General features: G+C 66.4%; 23 protein-coding genes. 13 read left to right on the plus strand and 10 right to left on the minus strand.

Translation table 11 applies throughout. The annotated features are described in order from the left end of the window. Positions 1-129: 129 nt before the first annotated feature. Together UC32_RS00205 and UC32_RS00210 are read left to right on the plus strand one after the other, a co-directional pair. Entirely contained in the window at positions 130-1980 is a 1851-nt protein-coding gene (locus tag UC32_RS00205) for a dynamin family protein (protein ID WP_045729304.1), read from the plus strand. Beyond that, positions 1977-3467 (plus strand): dynamin family protein, encoded by a 1491-nt coding sequence (locus tag UC32_RS00210; RefSeq protein WP_045729305.1) that lies wholly within the window; start codon positions 1977-1979, stop codon positions 3465-3467. Before UC32_RS00205 ends, UC32_RS00210 begins: the two co-directional genes overlap by 4 nt. Here UC32_RS00210 and UC32_RS00215 read toward each other — a convergent pair. Together UC32_RS00215 and UC32_RS00220 are read right to left on the minus strand one after the other, a co-directional pair. After that, positions 3464-4081 carry a hypothetical protein gene (locus tag UC32_RS00215; RefSeq protein WP_045729306.1) on the minus strand — a complete coding sequence of 206 codons (618 nt, stop codon included), beginning with the start codon at positions 4079-4081 and terminating at the stop codon, positions 3464-3466. The two genes, UC32_RS00210 and UC32_RS00215, sit on opposite strands and share 4 nt — an antisense overlap. A 5-nt stretch (positions 4082-4086) precedes the next feature. Then, entirely contained in the window at positions 4087-4476 is a 390-nt protein-coding gene (locus tag UC32_RS00220; protein WP_045729307.1) for a PLD nuclease N-terminal domain-containing protein, read from the minus strand. A gap of 62 nt (positions 4477-4538) precedes the next feature. Between UC32_RS00220 and UC32_RS00225 the strand changes: the two genes are divergently transcribed. After that, positions 4539-4853 carry a DUF4229 domain-containing protein gene (locus UC32_RS00225; RefSeq protein ID WP_045729805.1) on the plus strand — a complete coding sequence of 105 codons (315 nt, stop codon included), beginning with the start codon at positions 4539-4541 and terminating at the stop codon, positions 4851-4853. Between the two features lie 44 nt (positions 4854-4897). On the opposite strand, the gene UC32_RS00230 is transcribed toward UC32_RS00225, so the two are convergent. The 4 genes from UC32_RS00230 to UC32_RS00245 form a co-directional block, all read right to left on the minus strand. Further along, positions 4898-5779, minus strand: coding sequence for a 1,4-dihydroxy-2-naphthoate polyprenyltransferase (locus tag UC32_RS00230; RefSeq protein ID WP_045729308.1), 882 nt, complete (start codon positions 5777-5779; stop codon positions 4898-4900). Between the two features lie 75 nt (positions 5780-5854). Then, the gene (locus UC32_RS00235; RefSeq protein WP_045729309.1) at positions 5855-7045 is read right to left on the minus strand and encodes an AMP-binding protein; all 1191 of its coding nucleotides are present in this window, start codon (positions 7043-7045) and stop codon (positions 5855-5857) included. Between the two features lie 14 nt (positions 7046-7059). After that, positions 7060-8013 (minus strand): 1,4-dihydroxy-2-naphthoyl-CoA synthase, encoded by a 954-nt coding sequence (locus UC32_RS00240; protein WP_045729310.1) that lies wholly within the window; start codon positions 8011-8013, stop codon positions 7060-7062. Between the two features lie 22 nt (positions 8014-8035). After that, complete coding sequence (locus tag UC32_RS00245; protein WP_045729311.1) at positions 8036-8476, minus strand: VOC family protein; 441 nt, start codon at positions 8474-8476, stop codon at positions 8036-8038. A 228-nt stretch (positions 8477-8704) separates the two neighbouring features. Between UC32_RS00245 and UC32_RS00250 the strand changes: the two genes are divergently transcribed. Genes UC32_RS00250 through UC32_RS00265 form a run of 4 tightly spaced genes read left to right on the plus strand, consistent with a single transcriptional unit; the run spans position 8705 to position 13641 of the window. After that, positions 8705-9976: an extracellular solute-binding protein gene (locus tag UC32_RS00250; protein ID WP_052690479.1), complete on the plus strand. Its 1272-nt coding sequence runs from the start codon at positions 8705-8707 to the stop codon at positions 9974-9976. Between the two features lie 4 nt (positions 9977-9980). Next, complete coding sequence (locus UC32_RS00255; RefSeq protein WP_200896287.1) at positions 9981-10925, plus strand: carbohydrate ABC transporter permease; 945 nt, start codon at positions 9981-9983, stop codon at positions 10923-10925. 3 nt (positions 10926-10928) lie between these two features. Continuing rightward, positions 10929-11864, plus strand: coding sequence for a carbohydrate ABC transporter permease (locus tag UC32_RS00260; protein ID WP_045729312.1), 936 nt, complete (start codon positions 10929-10931; stop codon positions 11862-11864). 4 nt (positions 11865-11868) lie between these two features. Then, positions 11869-13641, plus strand: coding sequence for a hypothetical protein (locus UC32_RS00265; RefSeq protein WP_045729313.1), 1773 nt, complete (start codon positions 11869-11871; stop codon positions 13639-13641). Positions 13642-13657: 16 nt separating this feature from the next. Here the strand turns inward: UC32_RS00265 and UC32_RS00270 are convergent, their stop codons facing one another. Further along, positions 13658-14419: a CPBP family intramembrane glutamic endopeptidase gene (locus UC32_RS00270; RefSeq protein WP_045729314.1), complete on the minus strand. Its 762-nt coding sequence runs from the start codon at positions 14417-14419 to the stop codon at positions 13658-13660. A gap of 67 nt (positions 14420-14486) precedes the next feature. Then, a complete protein-coding gene (locus tag UC32_RS00275) occupies positions 14487-15737 on the minus strand; it encodes an Nramp family divalent metal transporter (RefSeq protein WP_045729315.1) in 1251 nt (416 codons plus the stop codon). Positions 15738-16008: 271 nt separating this feature from the next. On the opposite strand from UC32_RS00275, the gene UC32_RS00280 reads away from it, so the two are divergent. After that, positions 16009-17469, plus strand: a complete 1461-nt coding sequence (locus tag UC32_RS00280; RefSeq protein WP_045729316.1) for an amino acid permease — start codon at positions 16009-16011, stop codon at positions 17467-17469. A 188-nt stretch (positions 17470-17657) separates the two neighbouring features. On the opposite strand, the gene UC32_RS00285 is transcribed toward UC32_RS00280, so the two are convergent. Next, positions 17658-18392: a dienelactone hydrolase family protein gene (locus tag UC32_RS00285; RefSeq protein WP_045729317.1), complete on the minus strand. Its 735-nt coding sequence runs from the start codon at positions 18390-18392 to the stop codon at positions 17658-17660. Between the two features lie 66 nt (positions 18393-18458). On the opposite strand from UC32_RS00285, the gene UC32_RS00290 reads away from it, so the two are divergent. After that, positions 18459-19529 (plus strand): DNA polymerase IV, encoded by a 1071-nt coding sequence (locus UC32_RS00290; RefSeq protein WP_459542910.1) that lies wholly within the window; start codon positions 18459-18461, stop codon positions 19527-19529. Between the two features lie 112 nt (positions 19530-19641). Here the strand turns inward: UC32_RS00290 and UC32_RS00295 are convergent, their stop codons facing one another. Continuing rightward, positions 19642-19818: a CsbD family protein gene (locus UC32_RS00295; protein ID WP_045729318.1), complete on the minus strand. Its 177-nt coding sequence runs from the start codon at positions 19816-19818 to the stop codon at positions 19642-19644. 150 nt (positions 19819-19968) lie between these two features. Here UC32_RS00295 and UC32_RS00300 point away from each other — a divergent pair, with 150 nt between their 5' ends. The 4 genes from UC32_RS00300 (at position 19969) to UC32_RS00315 (ending at position 23252) form a co-directional block, all read left to right on the plus strand. Next, the gene (locus tag UC32_RS00300) at positions 19969-20430 is read left to right on the plus strand and encodes an SRPBCC family protein (protein ID WP_045729319.1); all 462 of its coding nucleotides are present in this window, start codon (positions 19969-19971) and stop codon (positions 20428-20430) included. Beyond that, the gene (locus UC32_RS00305) at positions 20427-21101 is read left to right on the plus strand and encodes a pentapeptide repeat-containing protein (RefSeq protein ID WP_045729320.1); all 675 of its coding nucleotides are present in this window, start codon (positions 20427-20429) and stop codon (positions 21099-21101) included. Before UC32_RS00300 ends, UC32_RS00305 begins: the two co-directional genes overlap by 4 nt. A 121-nt stretch (positions 21102-21222) precedes the next feature. Next, the gene (locus tag UC32_RS00310; protein WP_045729321.1) at positions 21223-22449 is read left to right on the plus strand and encodes a thiolase family protein; all 1227 of its coding nucleotides are present in this window, start codon (positions 21223-21225) and stop codon (positions 22447-22449) included. Next, positions 22449-23252: an enoyl-CoA hydratase/isomerase family protein gene (locus tag UC32_RS00315; protein WP_152642516.1), complete on the plus strand. Its 804-nt coding sequence runs from the start codon at positions 22449-22451 to the stop codon at positions 23250-23252. Before UC32_RS00310 ends, UC32_RS00315 begins: the two co-directional genes overlap by 1 nt.

The following is a 23252-nucleotide window of genomic DNA, read 5'->3' on the forward strand; positions in this document are numbered from 1 at the left end:
TCCGGGCAGAAGCCCGGCAGGAGGGGAAACCCTCCTGCCGGGCTATCCCCGGCTTAGCCCGCCTTCCAACCCGGAGCCTGACGCAAAGGACACACTGTGGCAGAAGCAGGACTGGCAAAACCAACACCGATGACAGCGGGACAGCTGATCAAGCTGGTGGAGCACGGCCTCCAGTTGGCCCAGACGGCAGACCGCGCCGACCTCCGCAAGCGCCTGGAGCAGGCTGCGGGACGGCTGCGGGACCCCAGTGTCCGCGTCATCGTGGTGGGGGAGTTCAAACAGGGAAAGAGCAAGCTGATTAACGCCCTGGTGAACGCGCCGGTCTGCCCGGTGGACGACGACATTGCCACCTCTGTGCCCACGGTGGTCCGGCACGGCGAACCGGCCTCGGCAGCCATCCTTGTTCCGAAGGCAGATTCGGACGGCGGCGAGGAGGGGAGTGTCGAACGCCAGCCGATCCCCATTGAGGACATCGCCGCATACGTTTCCGAGCAGGGCAATCCCGGCAACAGCAAGAAACTGGTGGCAGCCGAGGTGTACCTGCCGCGGAAGATCCTGACCGGGGGCCTGACGGTCATCGATTCTCCGGGTGTAGGCGGCATGGGCTCCTCCCACACGCTCACCACCCTCACGGCCCTCCCAACGGCCGACGCCATGCTGCTGGTCTCCGACGCCTCCCAGGAATACACCGAACCCGAACTGCGCTTCCTCCGCCAGGCCATGAGGATCACCCCCAGCGTTGTGGGTGTCCTGTCCAAGACGGACCTCTACCCGGACTGGCGGCGCGTGGCGGACATGGACCGGTCCCGCCTGGATGCCGTTGCGCCGGATATCCCGCTTTTCCCGGTGTCCTCGGACTTGCGGCTTGAGGCCAGCCGGCTGCAGGACGCCGAGCTGAACGGCGAGTCCGGATTCCCGGCACTGGTGCGGCACCTGCGCAACGAAATCGTGGGCAAATCGGAACGGCTGCAGCGCCGGCACGTCAGCCAGGACCTGCTCTCGGTCACCGAGAACCTGCGGCTGTCCCTGCAGTCCGAGCTTGATGCCCTCGAGAATCCCGCCGGCACCCCCCGGATGATCGCGGGCCTGGAACTGGCCAAGACTGAAGCCGACGATCTTCGGAAGCGTTCGGCCCGCTGGCAGATCACGCTCAGCGACGGCATCAGCGACCTCATCGCAGACATGGAGTACGACCTCCGCGACAGGCTCCGCCGGATCCAGAGGGAAGCGGAGGCCGCCATTGACCAGGGCGATCCCGGGCCCACGTGGAACGAATTTTCCAAGTGGCTGGAGGAATGTTCTGCCGCAGCCATCTCGGACACCTTCGTGTGGACCAGCGAGCGGGCACACTGGCTGGCCTCCCAGGTGGCTGAGCACTTTGCCGCGGACGAGGTGAGGATCCCGGCCCTGAGGGTTGCGGACACCGGCGACGCCCTGGACCCCGTGGAGGAGATGCCGGACCTCGATCCGGGCCGCATCAACCCCATGCAGAAAGTCCTGATCGGCATGCGCGGCTCCTACGGCGGTGTACTGATGTTTGGCCTGCTGACCGGGATCTTCGGCATGGCGCTGATCAACCCATTGTCAGTGGGTGCCGGCCTGCTGCTGGGACGGAAAGCCTACCGGGAGGACCGGGAAGCCAGGCTCAAGCGGCGGCAGGGGGAGGCCAAGGCCCTGGTCCGGCGCCAGATTGACGACGTGACATTCCAGGTGGGCAAGCAGCTCAAGGACCGCCTGCGGCTTGTACAGCGGTCCATCCGGGACCACTTCACCGAAATCGCGGAGGAGCACCACCGGTCGCTGTCCGATTCCGTGTCTGTGGCCCAGAAAGCAGCCACCACGTTCACCCTGCAAAAAGACGTGCGCATCAGGGAGATCAAGGCCGAACTCAAGAAGGTGGACGCCCTGCACGCGGCAGCGGCGGCGGTGGCGGCTGAAGTGGCCGCTTCCCGGCCCCTGGCGCCGGCGGCGGCCGGATGACCGCGGATACCGTTGCCGGTGCCGCGGGCCTGGTCCGGGACGCCCTGGAGGTCTACGCCGACGACCCTGCTGCAGTGGACCTGCTGCAGGGGTACGGGCAGCGGCTGGCAGAGCCCCTCCGCGTTGCCATTGCCGGCATGGTCAAGGCTGGCAAGTCAACGCTGCTGAACGCCATCATCGGCGAGGAAATCGCGCCCACGGACACCGGCGAGTGCACCCGCATCGTCACGTGGTACCGGTACGGCCGGACACCGAGGATCATGCTGCATCCGCGGGAGGGCGAGCCGCGGCCGCTGCCGCTCAAACGGGTGGACGGGCGGCTGGTTTTCGTCCTGGGTGACGTCCGTGCCGAGGACGCCGAGCGGCTGGACGTCGAGTGGCCCTCGCCCACGCTGCGGACCATGACGCTGATCGATACTCCCGGCATCGCGTCGCTCTCCGAAGATGTGTCCGCCCTCGCCACCGGGTTCCTGACTCCGGCGGACGCACCATCGCAGGCTGACGCGATCGTATATTTGATGCGGCATATGCACGCCTCGGACCTGCGTTTCCTGGAATCGTTCAAGGACACCGCATCGGGCAGGTCCGGCACTGTCAACGCGCTGGCTGTGTTGTCCCGGGCCGATGAGGTGGGCGCCGGCCGCATCGACTCGCTGCTCTCCGCCGGCGACATCGCCGAACGGTACCGGCGGGACCACAACCTTCGGAAGCTCGCACTGGGCGTGGTGCCGGTGGCTGGCCTGCTCGCCCAGACCGCCCGAAGCCTCCGGCAACAGGACTTCGCCTCGCTTCAGCTGCTGGCGGGGCTGGACCGCGCGGTGCGCGAAAAGATGATGCTCTCTGCGGACCGGTTCCTCCGCGGCTCCGAACCCGAACGGCTGACCCCGGAGGCCCGGGCCTCGCTGCTTGGCAGGTTTGGACTGTTCGGCATCCGGCTGGCCGTGGTCCTTATCCGCAACGGCTTCAACGAACCCACGCCCCTGGCCCACGAACTTGCCCGGCGCAGCGGCCTGGATCCGTTGATGGAACTGTTGGAACGGCAGTTCCAGGCCCGGTCGGGGGCCCTCAAGGCGCGTACGGCGCTGGTGGGGGTCGAGGCGCTTCTGCGGTCCAGCCCGCGCGACGGGACGGAGGACTTGGCCGGCTCCCTCGAACGGCTGCAGGCCAATGCCCATGAATTCCGCGAACTGCGGTTGTTGGCCACGCTGCGCACCACCGGTGTGCCCCTGAAACCCGATCTCGCCGCCGATGCTGAACGCCTCGTCGGCGGCTTGGGGGCAGCCGCCCACGTGAGGCTGGGCCTGGAGGCGGCCGCCACGCCGGACGAGCTTTCCGACGAGGCCCGGCGGTGCCTGCTGCGGTGGCGGGCACTTGCCGAGAATCCGCTCATGGAACGCTCGGCCATCGACGCCTGCCGTGTGGTGATCCGCAGTTGCGAGGGCGTACTGGCGGAATCGTCCGCGCTTCAGCGGCAGCGCACCGCTTAACTGCGGACTGTACGGCGGCTCTTAATCCAGGCGTTGGAGGCCGGGAAGAACAGCAGGACCAGTCCCACCAGTGCCAGGAGCAGTTGGGCGCCCCAGAGCAGCATGACGTAGTTGGCACTGTCGCCTTCCGGCGTCAGGAATGCCGTGGCGAGCAGTGTTACCACGGCATGCGCCGCCAGCAGCGGGACCAGCGCCCAGCGTGCCCAGCCATGCCGCGCCATGGCTGCGCCGAGGAGAGCCGCCTCAAGGAGGATCACCAGCAAAAGTGCCCCCACGCTGCCCCAGAACACGATTCCGCTGGCAGTGCTGACGGCCTCCGCATCCCCGCCGGGGGCCATTCCGTCCACCACCGAGCGGAGCCGCTCAAGATGCCCGTCGCGGCTGAGGAATGACCCCAACAGGACGGTCAGGCCCGCTACGAAACTCAGGAGCCACAGCGCCCGGGCAAGCCGCACGGTACCGGGGACGGGAGGGACGACGGAGATGGGCGCCGGGGCCGCGTAGGACAGGCCTGGCCGGGGCGGCGGGGAAGGCTGGGCGTCTGACCCTGATGGCGGGGCTGTTCCGGTGGGCGTAGTGCGCAGCCGTTCTTCTCCGTCAGGGTCGTAAGCCATGGGCCCTACTTCAGTCCGTCGGTGTCGTGGTCGTTTTCGTGCTTGCCCTTATTACCGTCGGCGTCCTTGGCCTTGGCCTCAAGATCGTCTTTGAGCTTCTTCAGCCGCGCGGCTTCTGCCTCGTTGCGGCGGCGGACCTCGAGATTGCGGAGGAACTCCGGATCATCGTCCGGGGCGGTGGGGTGGCGGTAACTCTGCTGCTGCGGCGCGGCGGAACGGGGGCGGCCAATGAGGAGCCAAAGAATCGCGCCCAGCACCGGCAGGATGATCATGACCACGATCCAGGCGGGTTTGGAAATTCCGCGGGTGAGCCGGCCATCGGTGCGGATCACGTCCACGAGGCCATACACAAAGATGACGAGGACTGCCACGGCCAAAGCCACACGGAGAAGCATGCCACTAAGTCTATCGTCAGCAGGCGCAGGGGGTGGCGGGCGGGAGACGGCTAAACTTGAATGTGGCCTTTTTGAAATATTCCCTGATCCGCCTGGCGCTCTTCGTGCCGTTGTTCGTCATTTTTATGCTCCTGCAGCTGGGCGCGCTGATGTCGGTGATCTTCGCCGGAGTGATCGCGTTCGCCGTGAGCTACCTGTTTTTCCAGAAGCAGCGGGACGCCGCAACGGCAAACCTGCACCACCGTTTCTCCGGCAAGGCCAAGCCGCTGCGCTCCGCGGGCGAGGTCCAGGATGCAAATGCCGAGGACGCCCTGCTGGACGCCAACCCGGACGTCGCCATCAACAATGACGCCAGGAACCCCAAGCCCCGCAACTGACGCGGCCGGCCGCGGGCGGTAACCAGCTGCCGGCCGGCCCCGGCTCAGAAGCCGTGGCTGAGCACCAGTCCCAGTGAGAACAGGACGCTGTAGCCAAGGTTGATCAACCCGGTCTGCTTGAGCACGGGGATCAGGCTCTTGCGCTTGCGGCCGTTGATCATCAGCCAGGCCGGCATGAGGCAGGCCGGGATCAACAGCAGGACAATGAGCATCCATGGCCGTCCGGGAGCCAGGATGACCACCAGCAGGATGGCGACGGCCAGCATCAGCACGTAGCTTTCGCGGGCGTGCTTGTCTCCCAGCCGCACGGCGAGGGTCTTCTTGCCCGCCTGCATGTCCGTGGGGATGTCGCGGACGTTGTTGGCCATGAGCAGGGCGGTGGCAATCAGTCCGGTACCGATGGCGCCGATGACGGCTGGCAGGCTGACCTGTCCGGCCTGGGTGTAGGTGGTTCCCAAGGTGGCCACCAGGCCGAAGAACACGAACACGAAAACGTCGCCCAGGCCCATGTAGCCGTAGGGGTTCTTGCCGCCGGTGTAGCCCCAGGCAGCCATGACACATCCCAGGCCCACCAGGATCAGCCACCAGCTCTGCGTGATGACCACCAGCGCCAGCCCGAACACCATCGCCGCACCAAAGGTGCCGAACGCGGCATATTTGACGTGCTCCGGTTTGGCGGCTCCGGAACCCACCAGGCGCAGCGGACCCACGCGGTCGTCGTCCGTTCCGCGGATACCGTCCGAATAGTCGTTGGCGAAGTTCACGCCCACCTGGAGCAAGAGGGCCACCAGCGCAGCCAGGATGGCATTAAGCAGAAGGAATGAATCCATCGCATAGGCTGCGGCGGAGCCGATGAGCACAGGCGCGATAGCGGCGGGAAGCGTCCTCAGGCGTGCGCCTTGGATCCATTGGGCGGCTGTTGCCACGGTCAGTACCTCATGTTGTTTCGTGTAAGCGGCAGGGTGCCAGTCAGGGCTGCGCCGCAGTAGTGCAGGTCCACTCTACTTTCCCTGGTGCAGGGAGCTGAGTTCGGCGGTCATGGCCAGCCGGTCCGGTTTCCCGTTTGGAAGCATCTTCAGGGCGGGCGCGGTCAGGACAGTTTTTGGCGCAGCAAAGCCCAGTTCCCGGTGCCAGGATTTCCGGAGGCTGTCGACGTCGACGGCAGGTCCTGCCGTAGGGTCGCCTGTGGCGCCTTCCGCGGCGAGCGCCACGTAGGCGGCCACCGCCTGGCCCCACTCCTCGGAAGGAACGCCAGCCACGAAAGCCGCCGCGACGCCGTCGGACTTTTCCAGCTTTTCCTGGACGTCCGCGGCGGAAACCTTCATGCCTCCGGTGATGATCATGTCGTCTGCGCGCCCCAGTACGGTGAGGCGGCCGTCGTCGTCGATCTTGCCGATGTCGCTGGTGCGGTACCAGCGAACGCCGTCCTCTTCGAAGAAAGTGCCTGTTTCCTCGTCCGGGGCCTCGATGTAGCCGGCCGCAATGGTGTCGCCGCCCAGGTGGATTCGGCCATCAGCGGCCACGCGGACCGAGACGCCTTCCAGCGGGTAGCCGTTATAGACGCAGCCGCCGGAGGTTTCCGCCGAACCGTACGTGGTGACCACCCGGACCCCGGCCTCACGAGCAGCGTCGAGCAGCGCGGGCGGGGTGGGGGCGCCGCCCAGGAGGATGGCGTTGAAGCGGCGGAGCACGGCGAGCGTATCCGGGGAAGGATCGTCCAGGAGCCGTTGCAGCTGGGTGGGGACCAGGGATGTGTAGCGGATCTTGTCCGTGAGTTCCAGGGCGGCGGCGGTGAAGGCTTCGGGCGTGAAACCGCCGGACATGTCCATCACCCAGGGACGGGTCCCGGCGAACAGTGAGCGCACCAGGACCTGGATGCCGGCGACGTACTGAACGGGGAGGGCCAGGAGCCACTGGCCTTCGCCCTTGAGCGCCAGCGCCGTGGCCATCGAAGAGGCCGCCAGGGACTCCACCGTCAGGACAGTGGCCTTGGGCGCACCGGTGGAACCGGAGGTGCGGACTACCGCCACTGCGTCATCGCAGCCCGGGGTTTCAATGTGCCCCACCACGAGGGCGCCGTCGGCACCGATGGAAAGTTCGACGGCGGGACCCTCACCGTGGAGCGCGGCGGCCAGGGCCTTGAGCACGGGCTCGATGTTGAGGTGGCTGGTGTTGGGGGAGGTGCTGTTCATGTACCGCTCCTGCCTTAGAAGTAGTGCGGGAAGCTGGACCAGTCGGGGTCCCGTTTTTGCAGGAAGGCTTCCTTGCCCTCCACCGCCTCGTCCGTCATGTAGGCCAGCCGGGTGGCTTCGCCGGCGAAGACCTGCTGGCCAGCGAGGCCGTCATCAGCCAGGTTGAACGCGAATTTGAGCATCCGGATGGCCTGCGGCGACTGCCGCGCGATGTCCGCGGCGTACTCCAGGGCCACTTCCTCAAGGCGTTCGTGGTCCACGGCTTCGTTGACTGCCCCCATCCGGACCATGTCCTCCGCGGAATATTCGCGGGCGAGGAAGAAGATCTCCCGGGCGGCTTTCTGCCCGATTTGCCGGGCCAGCAGGGCCGACCCGTAGCCGGCGTCGAAGCTGCCCACCGTGGCGTCGGTCTGCTTGAACTTGCCGTGCTGCCGGGACGCGATGGTCAGGTCTGCCACCACGTGCAGGGAGTGCCCGCCGCCGGCCGCCCAGCCGTTGACGACGGCGATCACTACCTTGGGCATGGTGCGCATCAGCCGCTGGACTTCCAGGATGTGGAGCCGGCCGGCACGCGCGGGGTCGATGGTCTCCTGCGTCTCGCCGTCGGCATACCTATAGCCGTCCCTGCCGCGAATCCGCTGGTCCCCGCCGGAACAGAACGAGTGGCCGCCGTCCTTGGGGGAGGGGCCGTTGCCGGTAAGCAGCACGGTGGCCACATCCGGGGTCATCCGGGCATGGTCCAGTGAACGGTAGAGCTCGTCCACGGTGCCGGGGCGGAAGGCGTTGCGGACCTCGGGCCGGTTGAAGGCAATCCGGACGGTGGGCAGGTCACGCACCCAGCCGCCGTCGGCGTCCCGCTCCACCTGGCGGTGGTAGGTCATGTCCTGGAAGTCCTCGAAACCGGCTACCACCCGCCAGTGGGTGGGATCGAAGACATCGGACACCGGGGCGGGAATTTGGTTGCTCACCGTCCAAGTCTAGTAATCGTGCTTAGCTGATGCAGAACTCGTTCCCCTCGGGGTCCGCCATGGTGTGCCAGGAATGCGGTCCCTGGCGCGCCGTCCACAGGAACGTGGCGCCGCGGGCTTCCAGCTCGCTCCGGACGTCGTCCTTGTCCCGTCCGGCGAGGTTGACGTCCCAGTGCACACGGTTCTTGGCCACTTTCTCCTCTTCGCCGGTCTGGAACAGGAGGCGGCGGCTGGGCGCCTTGGATTCGATTTCTTCAGGCGGGCGGATGGCGGCCCCGTCCTTCCACACCAGGTTCCCGCGGTGGGTGGTGGTCTGGTCTTCGGTGGCGAAGCCCTGCTCGATCATGGAGCGGATGAACCCGGCATCCTGCGGCTCCACCGACCATTCGAGGGTTTCCGCCCACCAGTCGGCAAGCTGGTGAGGCCGGCGGCAGTCGATGACAATCTGGATATTCAGTCCCATCCCACCACGGTAAAGGCGCGCGCGTCCGAGCGGTAGGGGGCTGCATTTCCGCGGCGGAGACGCATCTACAACGCTGAAAAGTGCTCTTGACAATATGTCATGACATACGTCACAGTTGGGTCCGGAAAGGCTTTTCCTTGCCGGCAATGCTGCCGGAGTGGGCTTAGCTTTCACCATCGGCAAAGGCCTTGCTGCAAGGCCAGGAGCACTGAGAGACAGGACAGACCATTGTCAGAGAAGACAAGAATCTCAAGCATCACCCGGCGCCAGTTCGGCCTTACCGCATTCGGACTTTCGGCCCTTGCTGCCGGCCTGACTGCCTGCGGCGGCGGTGGCGGCTCCTCGGACTCCGGGTCCAAGACGCTCCAGCTGGTCCTCTCCGGTGACACCAACCAGGGCGGCGCTTTTGCGGCGGCGGCCAAGAAGTACAAGGAAGCCACGGGTATCACCATCGAGGTGGTGGACGTGCCCACGGCGGACATCACCACCAAGCTCAAGAACGCGGCCACCGCCAACGACCTGCCGGCACTGGCGCGCGTTACCGGCCTCGACCCGCTGTGGGCCAACCAGCTCCAGGACCTCTCGGATATCGCCAAGTCCCACAGCATCGATGAAAAGTACCTGCAGGAATCCCCGGACGGCATCATCCCCGCCATCCCCTCGGACCTCACTGCCGTGGGCCTGTTCGTCAACAAGAGCCTGTTCGATAAGGCCGGCGTCAAGTACCCCACCGCCATCGAGGGCACCTGGACCTGGGATGAGTTCATTGCCGCCGTTGGCGAGGTCCGGGAAAAGGCCGGCGCCAAATACGGCTTTGTCATGGACCGCTCCGGGCACCGCCTCCGCGCCATGATGTACGAGTTCGGCAGCACCGCCTTTGCCAAGGAAAACGGCAAGTACGCCGGCGACAGCAAGGCCGTGGAAACCCTGGAATACTTCCAGAAGATCAACGACGACAAGACCATGCCCAAGTCCGTCTGGCTCAGCGGCGAGGACGGCAACGCCATGTTCAAGAGCGGCCAGGTGGCCGCGTACTATTCCGGCAGCTGGCAGGTGGCCGATTTCAACAAGAACATCAAGGACTTCGAGTGGCTCTCGGTGCCGCTGCCCAAGAAGGAAGTCAACGCCACCAACCTCGGCGGCGGCTTCATGGTGGCGTTCAAGGACACCGGCGCGGACGAGGAAGCCAAGAAGTTCATCGACTGGTTCTACGAGGACGCCAACTACACCGAGTTCGCACAGCTGGGCGGCTACCTGCCTGCCAAGGACCTCAAGGTGGAGTACCAGTTCCAGCAGCCGTCCTTTGAGCTGTACCAGAAGCAGATCGCGGAGAACGATGCCAAGGGAGACAACGCCATCAAGCGCGTGGTGGCCGAGGCGTACGCCGAAACCCCGTTCTCCGGGGACCCGCTGCGCGAAGAGACCGTGAAGATGCTCTCCGGCAGCCAGGATGCCAAAACCACGGTGGACAACATCGTGAAGCTCTACAACGGCGCCTAAACCAGTGGCCAACCCAACCATCAGCACTACGGCGGCTCCCGCGAAGCCCCCCACAGGGACGGTCCGGAGCAAGTCGCAGCAGAAGCGCCGCAACCGCTACGTCATCGCACCGCTGGTCCTGGTGGGCGTCAACGTGGTGCTCTTCCTGGTCTTCTTCGTCTGGCCGGGCGCCCTGGGGATGCTGTACTCCTTCACGGACTACCGCGGGGTGGGCAAGCTCCACTTCATTGGCCTGGCCAACTTCCAGAAGCTCCTCGCGGACAGCACGTTCTACGCGGCGCTGGGCAGGACATTCGTCTACACGGTCCTGTCCGTGCCGCTGGTGTACCTGTGCTCGCTGGGCGTGGCCTCGCTGCTGGTCAGCAAGGCCGTCCGCGGCCGCACGGCGGCGAAGATGGTGATCTTCCTGCCCTGGCTGATCTCGCCCATCGTGGTGGGTGTCATCTGGAAGTGGCTGTTCGGCCAGGACTTCGGCTTCGTCAACTTCCTGATCACCGGCGCCGGCGGCAACGCGCTGCCCTGGTCCAGCAACGGCAACCTGGCCCTCGCAGTGGTCATCTTCGCCTCGGCCTGGGGCGGCACGGCCTTCAACATGCTCCTCTTCATCGCCGCGCTGAAGAACATCCCCGAAGCCCTGCTGGAGGCAGCCGAGCTGGACGGGGCAAACGCGTGGCAGCGCTTCCTGCACGTCACGCTTCCGGGCATCGCGCCGACGTCGTTCATGGTCATCCTGCTCTCCACCATCCATGCGATGAAGGAATTCGCCATGATCCAGGCCCTCACCAACGGCGGCCCCGGTACGGAGAACACCCTCATCGTGCAGTACATCTACAAGACCGGCTTCGAGCAGTCCAAGGTGGGATACGCCAGCGCCGCCTCCATGGTGCTGATGGTGGTCCTGCTGGCCATCGCGCTGATCCAGCTGCGGTTCAACCGGAAGAAGGGCTGACCCATGGCAACAGCTGCCAACCTGCCTCCCGCCGTCGCCGGGGAAGCGGCCATCGGGGCGGGCCAAACCCCCGCTGCGCCGCCCGCCGACCCGCGGAAGAAGCCGCGGGGAAACCGGGAGGCCCGCGCCAAGGCATCCGTCCCGCTCACCGTAGTGACGTGGCTGATCGCCGCGATTTATGCTTTCCCGCTGCTCTGGTTCCTGCTCAGCTCCTTCAAGCCCGGCAGCGAACTCTTCAGCTACCCGCTCTCCATGATTCCGCGCGAATGGACCTTCCAGGGCTTCGTGGACGCCTGGGAACGGGTGGACTTCGCCCAGTACTTCCTGAACACGGCGACGGTTTCCATCGTCACCACGGTCCTCACGGTCTTCTTCAGCGCCTGCACGGGTTACGCCCTGGCCAAGTACAACAACAAGGGCACCCGGCTGTTCTTCGTGTGCATCCTGGCCACCACCATGCTGCCCACCGAGGTCATCCTGAATCCCACGTTCTCGGTCATCCGGGATTTGGGCCTCTATAACTCGCTGGCCGGCATCATCGTGCCCTCAGTGCTGACGGCCACCGGCGTCTTCATGTTCCGGCAGTTCTTCCTCACCGTCCCGGACGACCTGCTGCACTCCGCCAGGATCGACGGCGCCAGTGAGCTGGCCATCTTCTTCCGGATCATGCTCCCGCTGTCCAGGCCCATCCTGTTCACGCTGGCCATCTTCTCGTTCCAGTGGCGCTGGAACGACTACATCTGGCCCTTGATCGTGCTCAACGATCCCAAGTGGTACACACTGCAGGTGGCGCTGCGCAGCATCGTCGGCGCCGAAAACATCGACTGGCCGGTGCTGCTGGGCGCCTCGGTGATTTCCCTCCTGCCGCTGGTGCTGGTGTTCTTCGTGTTCCAGAAGTACGTGCTCAACGCCGATGTCAGCGCCGGACTGAAGGATTAGGACCGTGGAAACAACAACGACCGACACCGCTTTCCGCACCCGGGTGGTGGAAGCGGCGGACAGGAGCGTTGCAGCGTTCCTGGCCACGCACGACGACGACGCCACGGCCCTTCCGCACCGCGCCGCCATGGGCAGGCTGCTGGCTTTGGCCACGGTCACCACGGAGCCCGGCTCCGGCTTCTACGCCGCCGGTGGGAAGGGTGCCGGGGAACCCGGCTCCGCTGGCGGATCCGGTGCTGACGGCACCGGTGCCGCGATGCGCCGGTGCCTGGACCGGCTTGAACAGCTGCAGGGCCCCACCGGCCTGTTCGACGGCACCAACCTCTGTTCGCCGCCGGATTCCGCCTTCACCCTCAACGATGCGTGCATCGCCCTGGGCATCATTCGTGCCCTGGAAACGCCTGGAGAGGCACTCGCGGACGCGGAGGCCCGGCTGGCCGGCATCATTTCCCGCGCCACCGAGGCGCTGGTGGCCGGCGGAGTCCACACCCCCAACCACCGCTGGGAACTGAGTGCCGCCCTGGCCAGGATCAACGCGCTGCAGCCGCGGCAGGACATTGCGGACCGGATCAGCGAATGGCTGGCCGAAGGCATCGACCAGCTGCCGGACGGCATGTACTCCGAGCGCAGCGCGCTGTACGCCTCGGCCGTGACCAACCCGTCCCTGCTGGCCATCGCGGACCATGCGGGCCGTACTGAACTGCTGGACCACGTCCGCCGGAACCTCACGGCATTCCTGCCCTGGTTCAACCCGGACGGAACACTGGAATCCGTGTTCTCCCGACGGCAGGACCAATGGATGGATTTCGGGGCGGCCCCCTTCCTTCCGCTCTACCGGCGCCTGGCCAACCAGGATGCCAACCCGGACTTTGCCGCAGCGGCAGCCTGGCTGGGGACGCTCCCGCTGCATGAACCCGCCAAACTGCTGGCCCTCCTGCGGCTGGACCCCTGGCTGCAGGCCGTACTTCCGGACGCGCCGCCGTCGGACGCCATTCTCGCGGACGTCCTCACCCCGGCGGCCGCCGCACTGGAAACCTGCGGCGCCTACCGGTTCCGGGCAGCCGGGTCCGCCACCACCGTGTTCGGCGGCTGTGATGAGCTAATCCCGGGCGTAGTGTCCGGGCTGGCGAGCAACCCCACGTTCCTGCGGTTCGCCCAGGGAGCAGCGGTCCTGTCCGATGTGCGGCTGTCCCGCAGCTTCTTCGACCTGGGCCCGTTCCGCAGCCAGCACACGGTACGGGACGGCGCCACTGTCCGGCTGTCCGAGGAGCTTTCAGCGAACTTCTACCTGCCACTGCCCGCCGCCCGCAGGCGGGAGGACGGCATCTACGCCCTGGGCCACGAAGGCCGGTTCAGCGCCAGCATGGACTTTCCCGGCCGGCCTACGGTGGTCCACCGGCTGGCCACGGAGATCACCGTCCGGGCCGAGCCGGGGCAGACCGTCCTGGAGCTGGACTTCGACGGTGCGGACACCGCCTTTGCGCTGGAATTGACCTTCCGGCCCGGGGGAGTGCTCGACGGCGTGATCCCGGCGTTGGGCACGCCCGGAGCCTTCCAGTTGGTACAGGAGACCGGCAGTTACCGGGTGGGCTCGGACACCATCGAATTCGGGCCCGGACTTCCGGCTGATCCGGACGCTCCGCCCGCGTACAACCCGGGTGAAAATTACCGCTACCTGGCGGGGACCAACGCCTCGGAAGGGGTCAAGGTCTTCATCACGGGACGGACCGCGGGCAGCCACCTCCTGATACTGCGGGGGAGCAGCGGAACGTCCTAGGAACCAGGCTTAGAAATCAGGCCTGGGCCTGCTGGAGCTGTTCAAAGAGCTCCGGCGGGATGGCGTAGATGAAGACCACCGCCAGCAGGTTCTTGGCAGCGTGGACGAAGTAGGAGAACATCACGTTCCGGCCGGTCCAGACGTAGACGAACACCAGGGTGGCGCCCATGGCCAGGTAGGGGAGCAGGGCGGTCAGGGTGATGGCCTCCTGGCCGGCGATATGGATGCCGGCGAACACCACCACGGACAGGGCGCAGCACAGCCAGATGTTCAGCCGCCTGCTGAGTTTGCCGATCAGGAGGTGCCGGAAGATGTACTCCTCCACGAACGGGCCCACCACCACCAGGACGGGCACGATCAGCCAGGCCGGGACCTGCTGCATCAGCGCCTGCAGGCCTGCCTGGTTGGCGGAAGTCTGTGCCTCACCGCCCGCAGCCACCACCACGGCGGTGAGGATCATCATCACGATCACCGAGGCCGGAACCATCAGCAGCGTGAACCACGGGCGGGTGGCCAGGACCCTCAGGTCCCGCGCTACCACCCGGCGGGCAGCTAGGAACGCCAGGACTGCCACGGAGCCGTAGAAGATCAGGTTGACCAGGTAGGACGCTGCCGCCGGGGAAGGTGCCAGCTGCTGAAGCGCCGGCGCCAGGAGCTCGCCTGCAACGGTGAACGCGCCGGCGATGGCCACATAGGTGGCAAGTGCGGCGAAATCCAGGGGAGCGAACCGGTACAGCTCCGGCTGCGGTGCGGGCGGGCGGCGGTGCATGGTAGCCATGGCTTCAGCCTAGCCTTCGGAGGCTACTTGAGGGTTTCTGGAGGGAGCGCCCCGGGCCGGCCGGTTCCTAGGACTGCCCGGCGATGGTCAGGGCGATCAGGACGCAGTTCAGTCCCACGATCAGCGTGGCGCTGGTCCAGCCGGCGATCTTCAGCGCGCGGGAGTCAACGTGGATGCCCATGATCTCGCGCTTGCCGGTCAGCCGGATGAGCGGGATCAGTGCAAAGGGAATGCCGAAACTGAGCAGCACCTGGCTGAGGACCAGGGCGAGCGTCGGCTCGATTCCGGCCCCGAGGATCACCAGGGCGGGGATGAGGGTGATGACCCGCCGGACCAGCAGCGGAATCCTGACCTTCAGCAGGCCGCCCATGATGGTGGCGCCGGCGTAGCAGCCCACCGAGGTGGAGGCCAGGCCGGATGCCAGGAGCCCCACGGCGAACACGACGCCGATGGCGGGCCCCAGGGCGGCGGAGACGGCGGCGTGGGCCCCGGCGATGGTGTCCGTTCCTTCAATGCCGCGCAGGCTGGAGGCAGCCAGCAGCAGCATCGAGATGTTGACCACGCCGGCCAGCAGCAGTGCGCCCAGCACATCGAACCGGGTGGCCCGGATCAGGCGGGTCCGCACGGCCGGGTCCGGGGAAAAGCCGAACCGGTCACGGGCCAGCGCGGAGTGCAGGTAGATTGCGTGCGGCATCACCGTGGCGCCGAGCATGCTGGCGGCGAGCAGGACGGTGTCCGTTCCTTCGAAACGCGGAACCAGTCCGCCCAGGGCGCTGCCGGCGTCGGGCGGGTTGACGAACAGTCCGGACATGAAGCCGACGGCGATCACGCCAAGGAGGATCAGGACCGCGTATTCGAAGGTCCGTTGGCCGCGGGCAGTCTGCAGCGCCAGCAGCAGCATGGAGGCGATGCCGATGATGACCCCGCCCAGCAGGAGCGGCAGGCCGAACAGCAGGTTCAGCGCCACTGCGCCGCCAATGACTTCGGCCATGTCGGTGGCGCCGGCAACCACCTCGGCCTGCACCCAGTAGAGGCGCCGGGAGCGGGTTCCCAGCCGCTTGCCGAGGATTTCCGGCAGGCTCAGGCCGGTGGCAAGGCCCAGTTTCGCGGACTGGTACTGCACCAGGACCGCCATGGCGTTGGCCATCACCAGCACCCAGACCAGCAGGTAGCCGTAGTTCGCGCCGGCGGTCAGGTTGGCGGCGACATTTCCGGGATCCACGTAGGCGATGGCGGCGACGAACGCCGGTCCCAGCAGCAGGAGCCGTGACCACAGCCTGCCTGCCACCGGCCGTACTTGCAGGGTGGGTGCTGCCATGATCATCTCCTCGCCGTTGCGGTAATGACATGAGAATAGCGCAAATTTAGGCATGCCGAAAAGTATCTTTACGGGTGCCCGTAGCAGAGCCGGTGTAGTGCGCGTCACGTGGCACCCGGATGGATCTTGTACGATGGATAGGCCGCGCGAAGCTTCGGCAAGACGAGGACTTACGCTCACAAACGGCCGCCCCAACGGCTGAAGGCCGAATTATGTGAGCTGGATCATTCGCTTCCGAATGCGGCCAACCCCCAACCCACAAGGAACCGTTGTGCCTCAAAGTACCCCGCCCGAAATCAAGAACAGCACGGCAGCATCCACCGCCGTCGACCCGTCCCTCAGCGCCGAGGGCTACAGCAAAACGCTGGGCAGGCGCCACGTCACCATGATCGCCATGGGCGGCGCCATCGGCGTAGGCCTCTTCATGGGAGCCGGCGGCCGCCTCGCCTCCACCGGCCCGGCCCTCATCTTTTCCTACGCCATTGCCGGCGTCATCGCCTACCTGCTGATGCGGGCCCTGGGCGAACTCATCATGTACCGCCAAACTTCCGGCTCGTTCGTCAGCTACGCCGGTGAAATGTTCGGCCGCAAGGGCGCCTACCTGTCCGGCTGGATGTACTTCATCAACTGGGCCATGACCGGCATCGCCGAACTCATCGCAATCGGCCTCTACTTCCAGTTCTTCTTCCCCAACGTCCCCGTTGAACTGTCCGCCATCGCCGCGCTGGTGCTGCTGGTGGCCGTGAACCTCTTCAGCGTCAAAGCCTTCGGCGAATTCGAATTCTGGGCCTCCTGCCTCAAGGTCGCCGCGATCGTCATCTTCCTGGCCGTGGGCACCTTCATGGTGGTCACCAACGCCAAGGTGGGCGACGGACACGCCTCCGTGGCAAACCTCTTCCATGACGAGGGCGGCATGTTCCCCAAGGGCGCGCTGGTCATGATCCTCGTGCTGAACGCCGTCATCTTCGCCTACAACGCCATCGAGCTGGTGGGCATCACCGCCGGTGAAATGCAGAACCCGGAACGCGAAGTCCCCAAGGCGATCCGCGCCGTCGTCTTCCGCATCGTGGTGTTCTACGTCGGATCGGTGTCCCTGCTGGCCATGCTGCTGCCCTCGGACCAGTACGTGGCCGGGACCTCCCCGTTCGTCACAGTCTTCGGCCAGATGGGCCTGGGCTGGATGGGCGACGTCATGAACATGATCGTTATCACCGCTGCCCTGTCCTCCTGCAATTCGGGCCTGTACTCGATCGGCCGTATTTTCCGCACCATGGCCAACAACGGCCACGCACCGCAGTGGCTGACCCGTATGTCCACCCGCAGGGTCCCGTACATGGCCATCCTCGCCATCGGCGCCGTCTACCTGGTCGGCATCCTGCTGAACATCTGGCTGGGCGGTTCACACGCCTTCGATCTCGCCCTGAATACCGCCTCCATCGGCGTGATCTTCACCTGGGGCTCCATCTTCGCCAGCCAGATCGCGCTGCGGAAGAAGAAGGGCAGCGTGTCCACCCTGCCCATGCCCGGCTCCCCGTGGACCAGCTGGGCCGGCCTCATTGCCCTGCTCGTTATCACCGTCCTGATCGGCTTCGACACCATGACCAGCAAGGACGGCGAGGTGTTCTACCTGGGCCTGTGGACCCTGGCCACCATCCCGTTCTTCGCCCTGGTCCTCTGGCTCGGCTGGCAGAAGGTCAAGAACAACGCGCCCAAGAGCGAGCTCTACAGCTAGCCCTTCCGCTCCAAGCAGTACGACGACGGCGCCGGCCACCTTCCCCAGGTGGCTGGCGCCGTCGTCGTTCATTGCGTGCTTTCCTGCCCAGTTTGTCCGCCCGGCCGGCCTTTCGCGCCGGCGTGTCCGGGCCCGTTCGCGGGTATGCGGCCACTAACCGGGCGGGAACGCACGAAAAGATGGGGCCGTCAGTCCTTCAAGTACCGCGCAAAGTAGTCCTCGATCCGCCGCCACGCCTCCGGGGCGGAGTCCGGATCGGGGCCCACTCCCATGACGCGCATCAGGGGCCGGAGGAGTGCCGGGCCCATCTCTTCGTCATTGAGGAAGCTGTGGCCGGCGCCTGGGAATTCCTGCACGCTGTGCTCTATGCCCAGCTGGTCGAGGGCTGAGTTCAGCCGCGCTGCCGCTCCTTTCAGGGACCTGTCGGCGCCGCCGTAGTTGGCCACGATGGGGCAGGCGCCGCGCAGGGCTTCCACCAGGTCCTTTTGCTCTCCGGGGAGCCGTCCATAGTTGACCGACGCTGCCTGGAACCCGTCCTTGGCTGCCAGCAGGGCGAAGCCGCCGCCCATGCAGAACCCGATCACGCCGGTCATGCCGTTGCTGAGGTCCGATGCCGCAAGCCAGGTGCGGGCCGTGGCGATGTCGGTGAAGGGCCGGCCCGTGCGGGCCGCCATGGCGCGCATGGTTCCCACCAGGCACCGCCGCGCCCCGCCGTCGCTGTACAGGTCCAGCGCCAAGGCGAGGTAGCCGGCCCGGGCCAGCCGGTCCGCATGCCGGCGGGTCTGGTCATCCAGGCCGAAGGCTTCATGAATCACTACGACGGCGGGAAACGGGCCGTCGCCCTCGGGTACGGCAAGGTAGCCGCTAAGGGAGGGTGATCCGCCGGCGGCAATGCTCTCGGTGCTCAGGTCCACGTTCGTCATGGCCCAAGGCTAGCCGCCCGTGGGGAAGGCTGGTGCCGGGCAGCGGCGCGGGGCAGACTGGGGCATGTGGGCGAACCCTGGGTGCTGCATGTGGATCTGGACCAGTTCATCGCGGCTGTGGAAGTGCTCCGCCGCCCCGAGCTTGCCGGCAAGCCCGTGATCGTGGGTGGACGTGGCGATCCCACCGAACGGGCCGTCGTCTCCACCGCCTCCTACGAAGCCCGCGCCTATGGCGTCGGATCCGGGATGCCGCTGCGCATCGCCGCGCGGAAAGTTCCTGACGCCGTCATTCTGCCCGTGGACCAGGAGGCCTACCTCCAGGCCTCAGGGGCGGTGATGGGCGTACTGCGCTCCCGGCCCGGCGCAGTTGTCCAGGTGCTCGGCTGGGACGAAGCGTTCGTCGGCGTGCAGTCCAGTGATCCCGAGGCCTACGCCCGTCAACTGCAGAAGGCGGTACTTGAGGCCACGAGTCTGCACTGCAGCGTGGGCATCGGCGACACTCTGGTCCGCGCCAAGGTGGCGACGACATTCGGCAAACCTGCCGGTGTCTTCCGGCTCACGGCGGAGAACTGGCTGGACGTCATGGGAAACCGGCCCACCATCGACCTGTGGGGAGTGGGAACCAAGGTGTCCCGCCGGCTGGCAGCGCTGGGGATCACTGTGGTTTCTGAACTGGCGGCAGTGGATCCGGACTTCCTTGTCCCCGAGTTCGGTCCCAAAATGGGGCCCTGGTACGCGCAGCTCGGCCGGGGAGACGGTTCCTCGGAGGTGGACGACACCCCGTGGGTGGCGCGCGGCCACAGCCGGGAGACCACGTTCCAGCGCGACCTCACCGAAGCGGCACAGGTGGATGAAGCTGTCCGGGAACTGGTGGCGGCGGTGCTGGAGGATGTTGCCGCTGAAGGAAGGCCCGTGGTGGGGCTGACCCTCAAGGTCCGCTATGCCCCGTTTACTACCAAAACCTATGCCCGCAAGATTCCCGAGACTGCCGACCCCGCGGAAGTACTGGCCCGCGCCCTCGACCTCAGGGGCAAGATTGAACCGGAACGGCCCATCCGGCTGCTGGGGCTGCGGGCTGAGATGACGATGCCTGACGACTCGCGGCAGGGGCATACGCCAACCCGCAGCGGCTGGTGACCCGCCAGGTGACAGTGGTTCCCGGGCAGCAGAATGGCGGCGGATCCGGGGGATCCGCCGCCATTGTCTACCGGTTCAGCACGCCGTTCGCTGCGGCTGCCCCGGCAAAGGACTAGTTGCGCTTGAACTCGTCCTTGACATTTTCGCCGACCTTCTTTGCATCAGCCTTGACCTGGTCGGTCTGGCCTTCTGCCTTCAGGCGGTCGTTGTCGGTTGCGTTGCCAGCAGCTTCCTTGGCCTTGCCGCCCATATCTTCTGCTGCGTTACTGATCTTGTCTCCGAGGCCCATGGTGTGGCCTCCTTTCGTTTCCGTCGACCAAACAATGCCCTTTCACACTAACACGAAGCATGCTTACTAAATCAAGCCGGCCTGCCGCGGGAGTGCCGCGGGCGGCTGGCCGGCCTGCCTTTGTCCGCCTGCGGCGATAGGCTCGACGTCATGGACCAAAGCCTCAGCCTGACCCAGCACATCCATGCTTCGCCGGAAACGGTGTGGGCGGTGATCACGGATATCCGGAACGCGCCCGGGACGCTGTCCGGGGTGGAAGCGGTCCAGCTCCTGACGGACGGTGCCTACGGCGAGGGCACCCGCTGGAAGGAAACGCGCAAGATGTTCGGCAGGTCTGAAACCGTCGAGATGTGGGTGGACAGCGCCGAACCGCCCCGCACCACCACCGTGAAGGCCGCCCAGGGCGGGGCCGATTACAGCACCAGGTTCAGCCTGGCCAGCCGCGACGGCGGAACCGACCTGACGCTGACCTTTGGTGCCACAATGTCCAAGCCCACGGCGGCCGGCCGGGTCCTCGCCGCGGTGTTCGGGAGGCTGGGTATGGCGGCAAGTCGCAAGGCACTTGCCAAGGACCTGGCGGACATCGCGGCAAAAGCGGAATCCGCCCGGTGAGCGGGTCCGGAACCAGGCGGCCCAAGGCTGCCGTCACCTCCCCGCGGCTTTCGCCGGTCCGCCTTGAGGACCTTGAGGACCGCGGCCTGGACTTCCGGCGCGGCGGGCGCCATGAGGGTGCCCGCTACAGCCGCCTGGACGCGGACGGGCTGGAACTTTCCGGTGCCGACTTCTCTGAGTGCGAACTCCAGGGGGTCTCCCTCAATGAAGCCCAACTCCGGGGCGCCGGATTCCGCGACACCGTCATCACCGAGTTGTACGCTCCTGTTTTCCGGGCCGCCCGCACCACCTGGCGGGACGTTGAGATCAGCAACCCCCGGCTCGGGTCGGCCGAACTCTACGAATCGGGGTGGCAGTCCGTACGGATTGAAGGCGGCAAGCTGGACTACCTGAACCTCCGCGGAGCGAAGCTGACGGACGTGGTCATCACCGACTGCATCATCAACGAACTGGACCTCGGTTCGGCAGCGGCAACCAGGGTGGCCCTGAAGGGCTGCACCATCGGAGCGCTGGACCTTACCGGCGCCAGGCTCAAGGACTTCGACCTCCGCGGCGCTGACTTCCGCAGCGCCAGCGGCATCGGCAACCTGGCCGGCGTCGTCATCGACCAATACCAGCTGGGACTGCTGGCGCCGCTGCTGGCCGCGCACCTGGGCGTGACGGTCCTCTAAGCGGGGCTACGCGCGGCCGTGCCTGCCGTGTACTATTTACAGAACGAACGGTCGGTAAGTGGCGCACTTCGCCATGCCGGCCGCCGGTGACAGAGCTGTTAATCGCGTGAAGGGTGTTTCCATGGCTGCAAGCGCAGGTCCGCAGGCTTTCCTGGTAGGCGGGGTCCGGACTCCGGTGGGCAGGTACGGAGGTGCACTCTCCGCAGTCCGCCCTGATGACCTGGCTGCGCTGGTGGTCCGCGAAGCCGTGCAGCGCGCCGGCCTGGACCCTGACAGCATCGACGAGGTGATTCTTGGCAACGCGAACGGCGCCGGCGAGGAGAACCGGAACGTCGCCCGGATGGCCGTCCTGCTGGCCGGGTTGCCGCTGCACATCCCCGGAATAACCGTCAACAGGCTCTGCGCGTCCGGGTTGAGCGCCATCATCCAGGCCAGCCACATGATCAAGGCCGGCGCCGCGGACATCGTGATTGCCGGCGGCGTGGAATCAATGAGCCGTGCGCCGTGGGTCCAGGAGAAGCCGACTGCCGCGTTCGCCAAACCCGGGCAGATCTTCGACACCTCCATCGGGTGGCGCTTCATTAACCCCCAGTTCCAGAACGGTGCACTGTCCCGGGACGGCAAGATGACCTATTCAATGCCCGAAACCGCTGAGGAAGTGGCACGGGTGGACGGTATCTCCCGCGACGATGCCGACGCCTTTGCCGTCCGCTCGCACGAACGTGCGCTCGCCGCCATCGACGCCGGCCGGTTCAAGGACGAGATCGTCCCGGTCACCGTCAAGACCCGCAAGGCCGAAACCGTGGTGGACACCGATGAGGGTCCCCGCGCCGGCACCACCGCAGACGTGCTGGCAAAGCTCAAGCCAGTGGCGCACGGTGGATCGGTGGTCACCGCCGGGAACTCCTCGTCGTTGAACGACGGCGCCTCCGCGATCATCATCGCGTCCGAAGCCGCCATCGAGCGGCTCGGCCTCACGCCGCGTGCCCGGATCATCGATGGTGCGTCGGCGGGGTGCGAGCCCGAAATCATGGGCATCGGCCCGGTCCCGGCCACGCAGAAGGTCCTGAAGCGGTCCGGCCTGAGCGTCGGTGACCTGTCCGCCGTCGAACTCAACGAAGCGTTCGCCACCCAATCCCTCGCCTGCATCCGCCGGCTTGGCCTTGACCCGGAGATCGTGAACAACGACGGCGGCGCCATCGCTTTGGGCCATCCGCTCGGTTCCAGCGGCTCACGGATTGCCATCACCTTGCTGGGCCGCATGGAACGCGAGGACCTCAAGGTGGGACTCGCCACCATGTGCATCGGCGTCGGCCAGGGCACAGCCATGCTGCTGGAGAAGATCTGATGCCGGGCGCAGTGGATCTGGCGGCCGAGAAGTTCTCCGCGCTCCTGGTGGAAGAGCAGGGCGACCGTGTGGTGGTCCTGCTGAACCGGCCCGAGGTGCGCAACGCCATGGACCAGCAGATGGTGGATGAGCTGCACACTGTCTGTGCTGCGCTGGAACAAAATCCCAAGGTCCTGATCATCGCCGGCGTGGAGGGGGTGTTCGCCTCCGGCGCGGACATCGCCCAGCTCCGTGAGCGGCGGCGGGATGACGCCCTGCAGGGGATCAACTCCACCATTTTCGTGCGGATCGCCAAGCTGCCCATGCCCGTCATCGCAGCCGTGGACGGCTACTGCCTGGGTGGCGGCGCGGAGCTGGCGTATGCGGCAGATTTCCGGATCGGAACCCCGGATGTCCGGATCGGCAACCCGGAGACCGGACTGGGGATCCTGGCCGCCGCCGGTGCAAGCTGGCGGCTCAAGGAACTGGTGGGGGAGCCGGTGGCCAAGCAGATCCTCCTGGCAGGCAAAGTGCTGGGCGCCGACGAAGCCCTGGCCGTCAACCTCATCACCGAAATCCACAGCGCCGACGCACTCCTCGGAGCCGCGCACAGCCTCGCCGACAGGATCGCCCGGCAGGACCCGCTCGCCGTCCGCATCACCAAATCCGTGTTCCACGCCCCGGCCGAAGCGCACCCGCTGATCGACCAGCTGGCCCAGGGGATCCTGTTCGAATCGCAGGCCAAGTTCGACCGCATGCAGAAGTTCCTGGACCGCAACGCGGCCAAGAAGGCTGCGTTCTCCGAGACCGCTGACGGAAAGTAG

Source organism: Pseudarthrobacter chlorophenolicus (genome assembly GCF_000962805.1).
In the GTDB taxonomy this organism is placed as follows: domain Bacteria; phylum Actinomycetota; class Actinomycetes; order Actinomycetales; family Micrococcaceae; genus Arthrobacter; species Arthrobacter chlorophenolicus_A.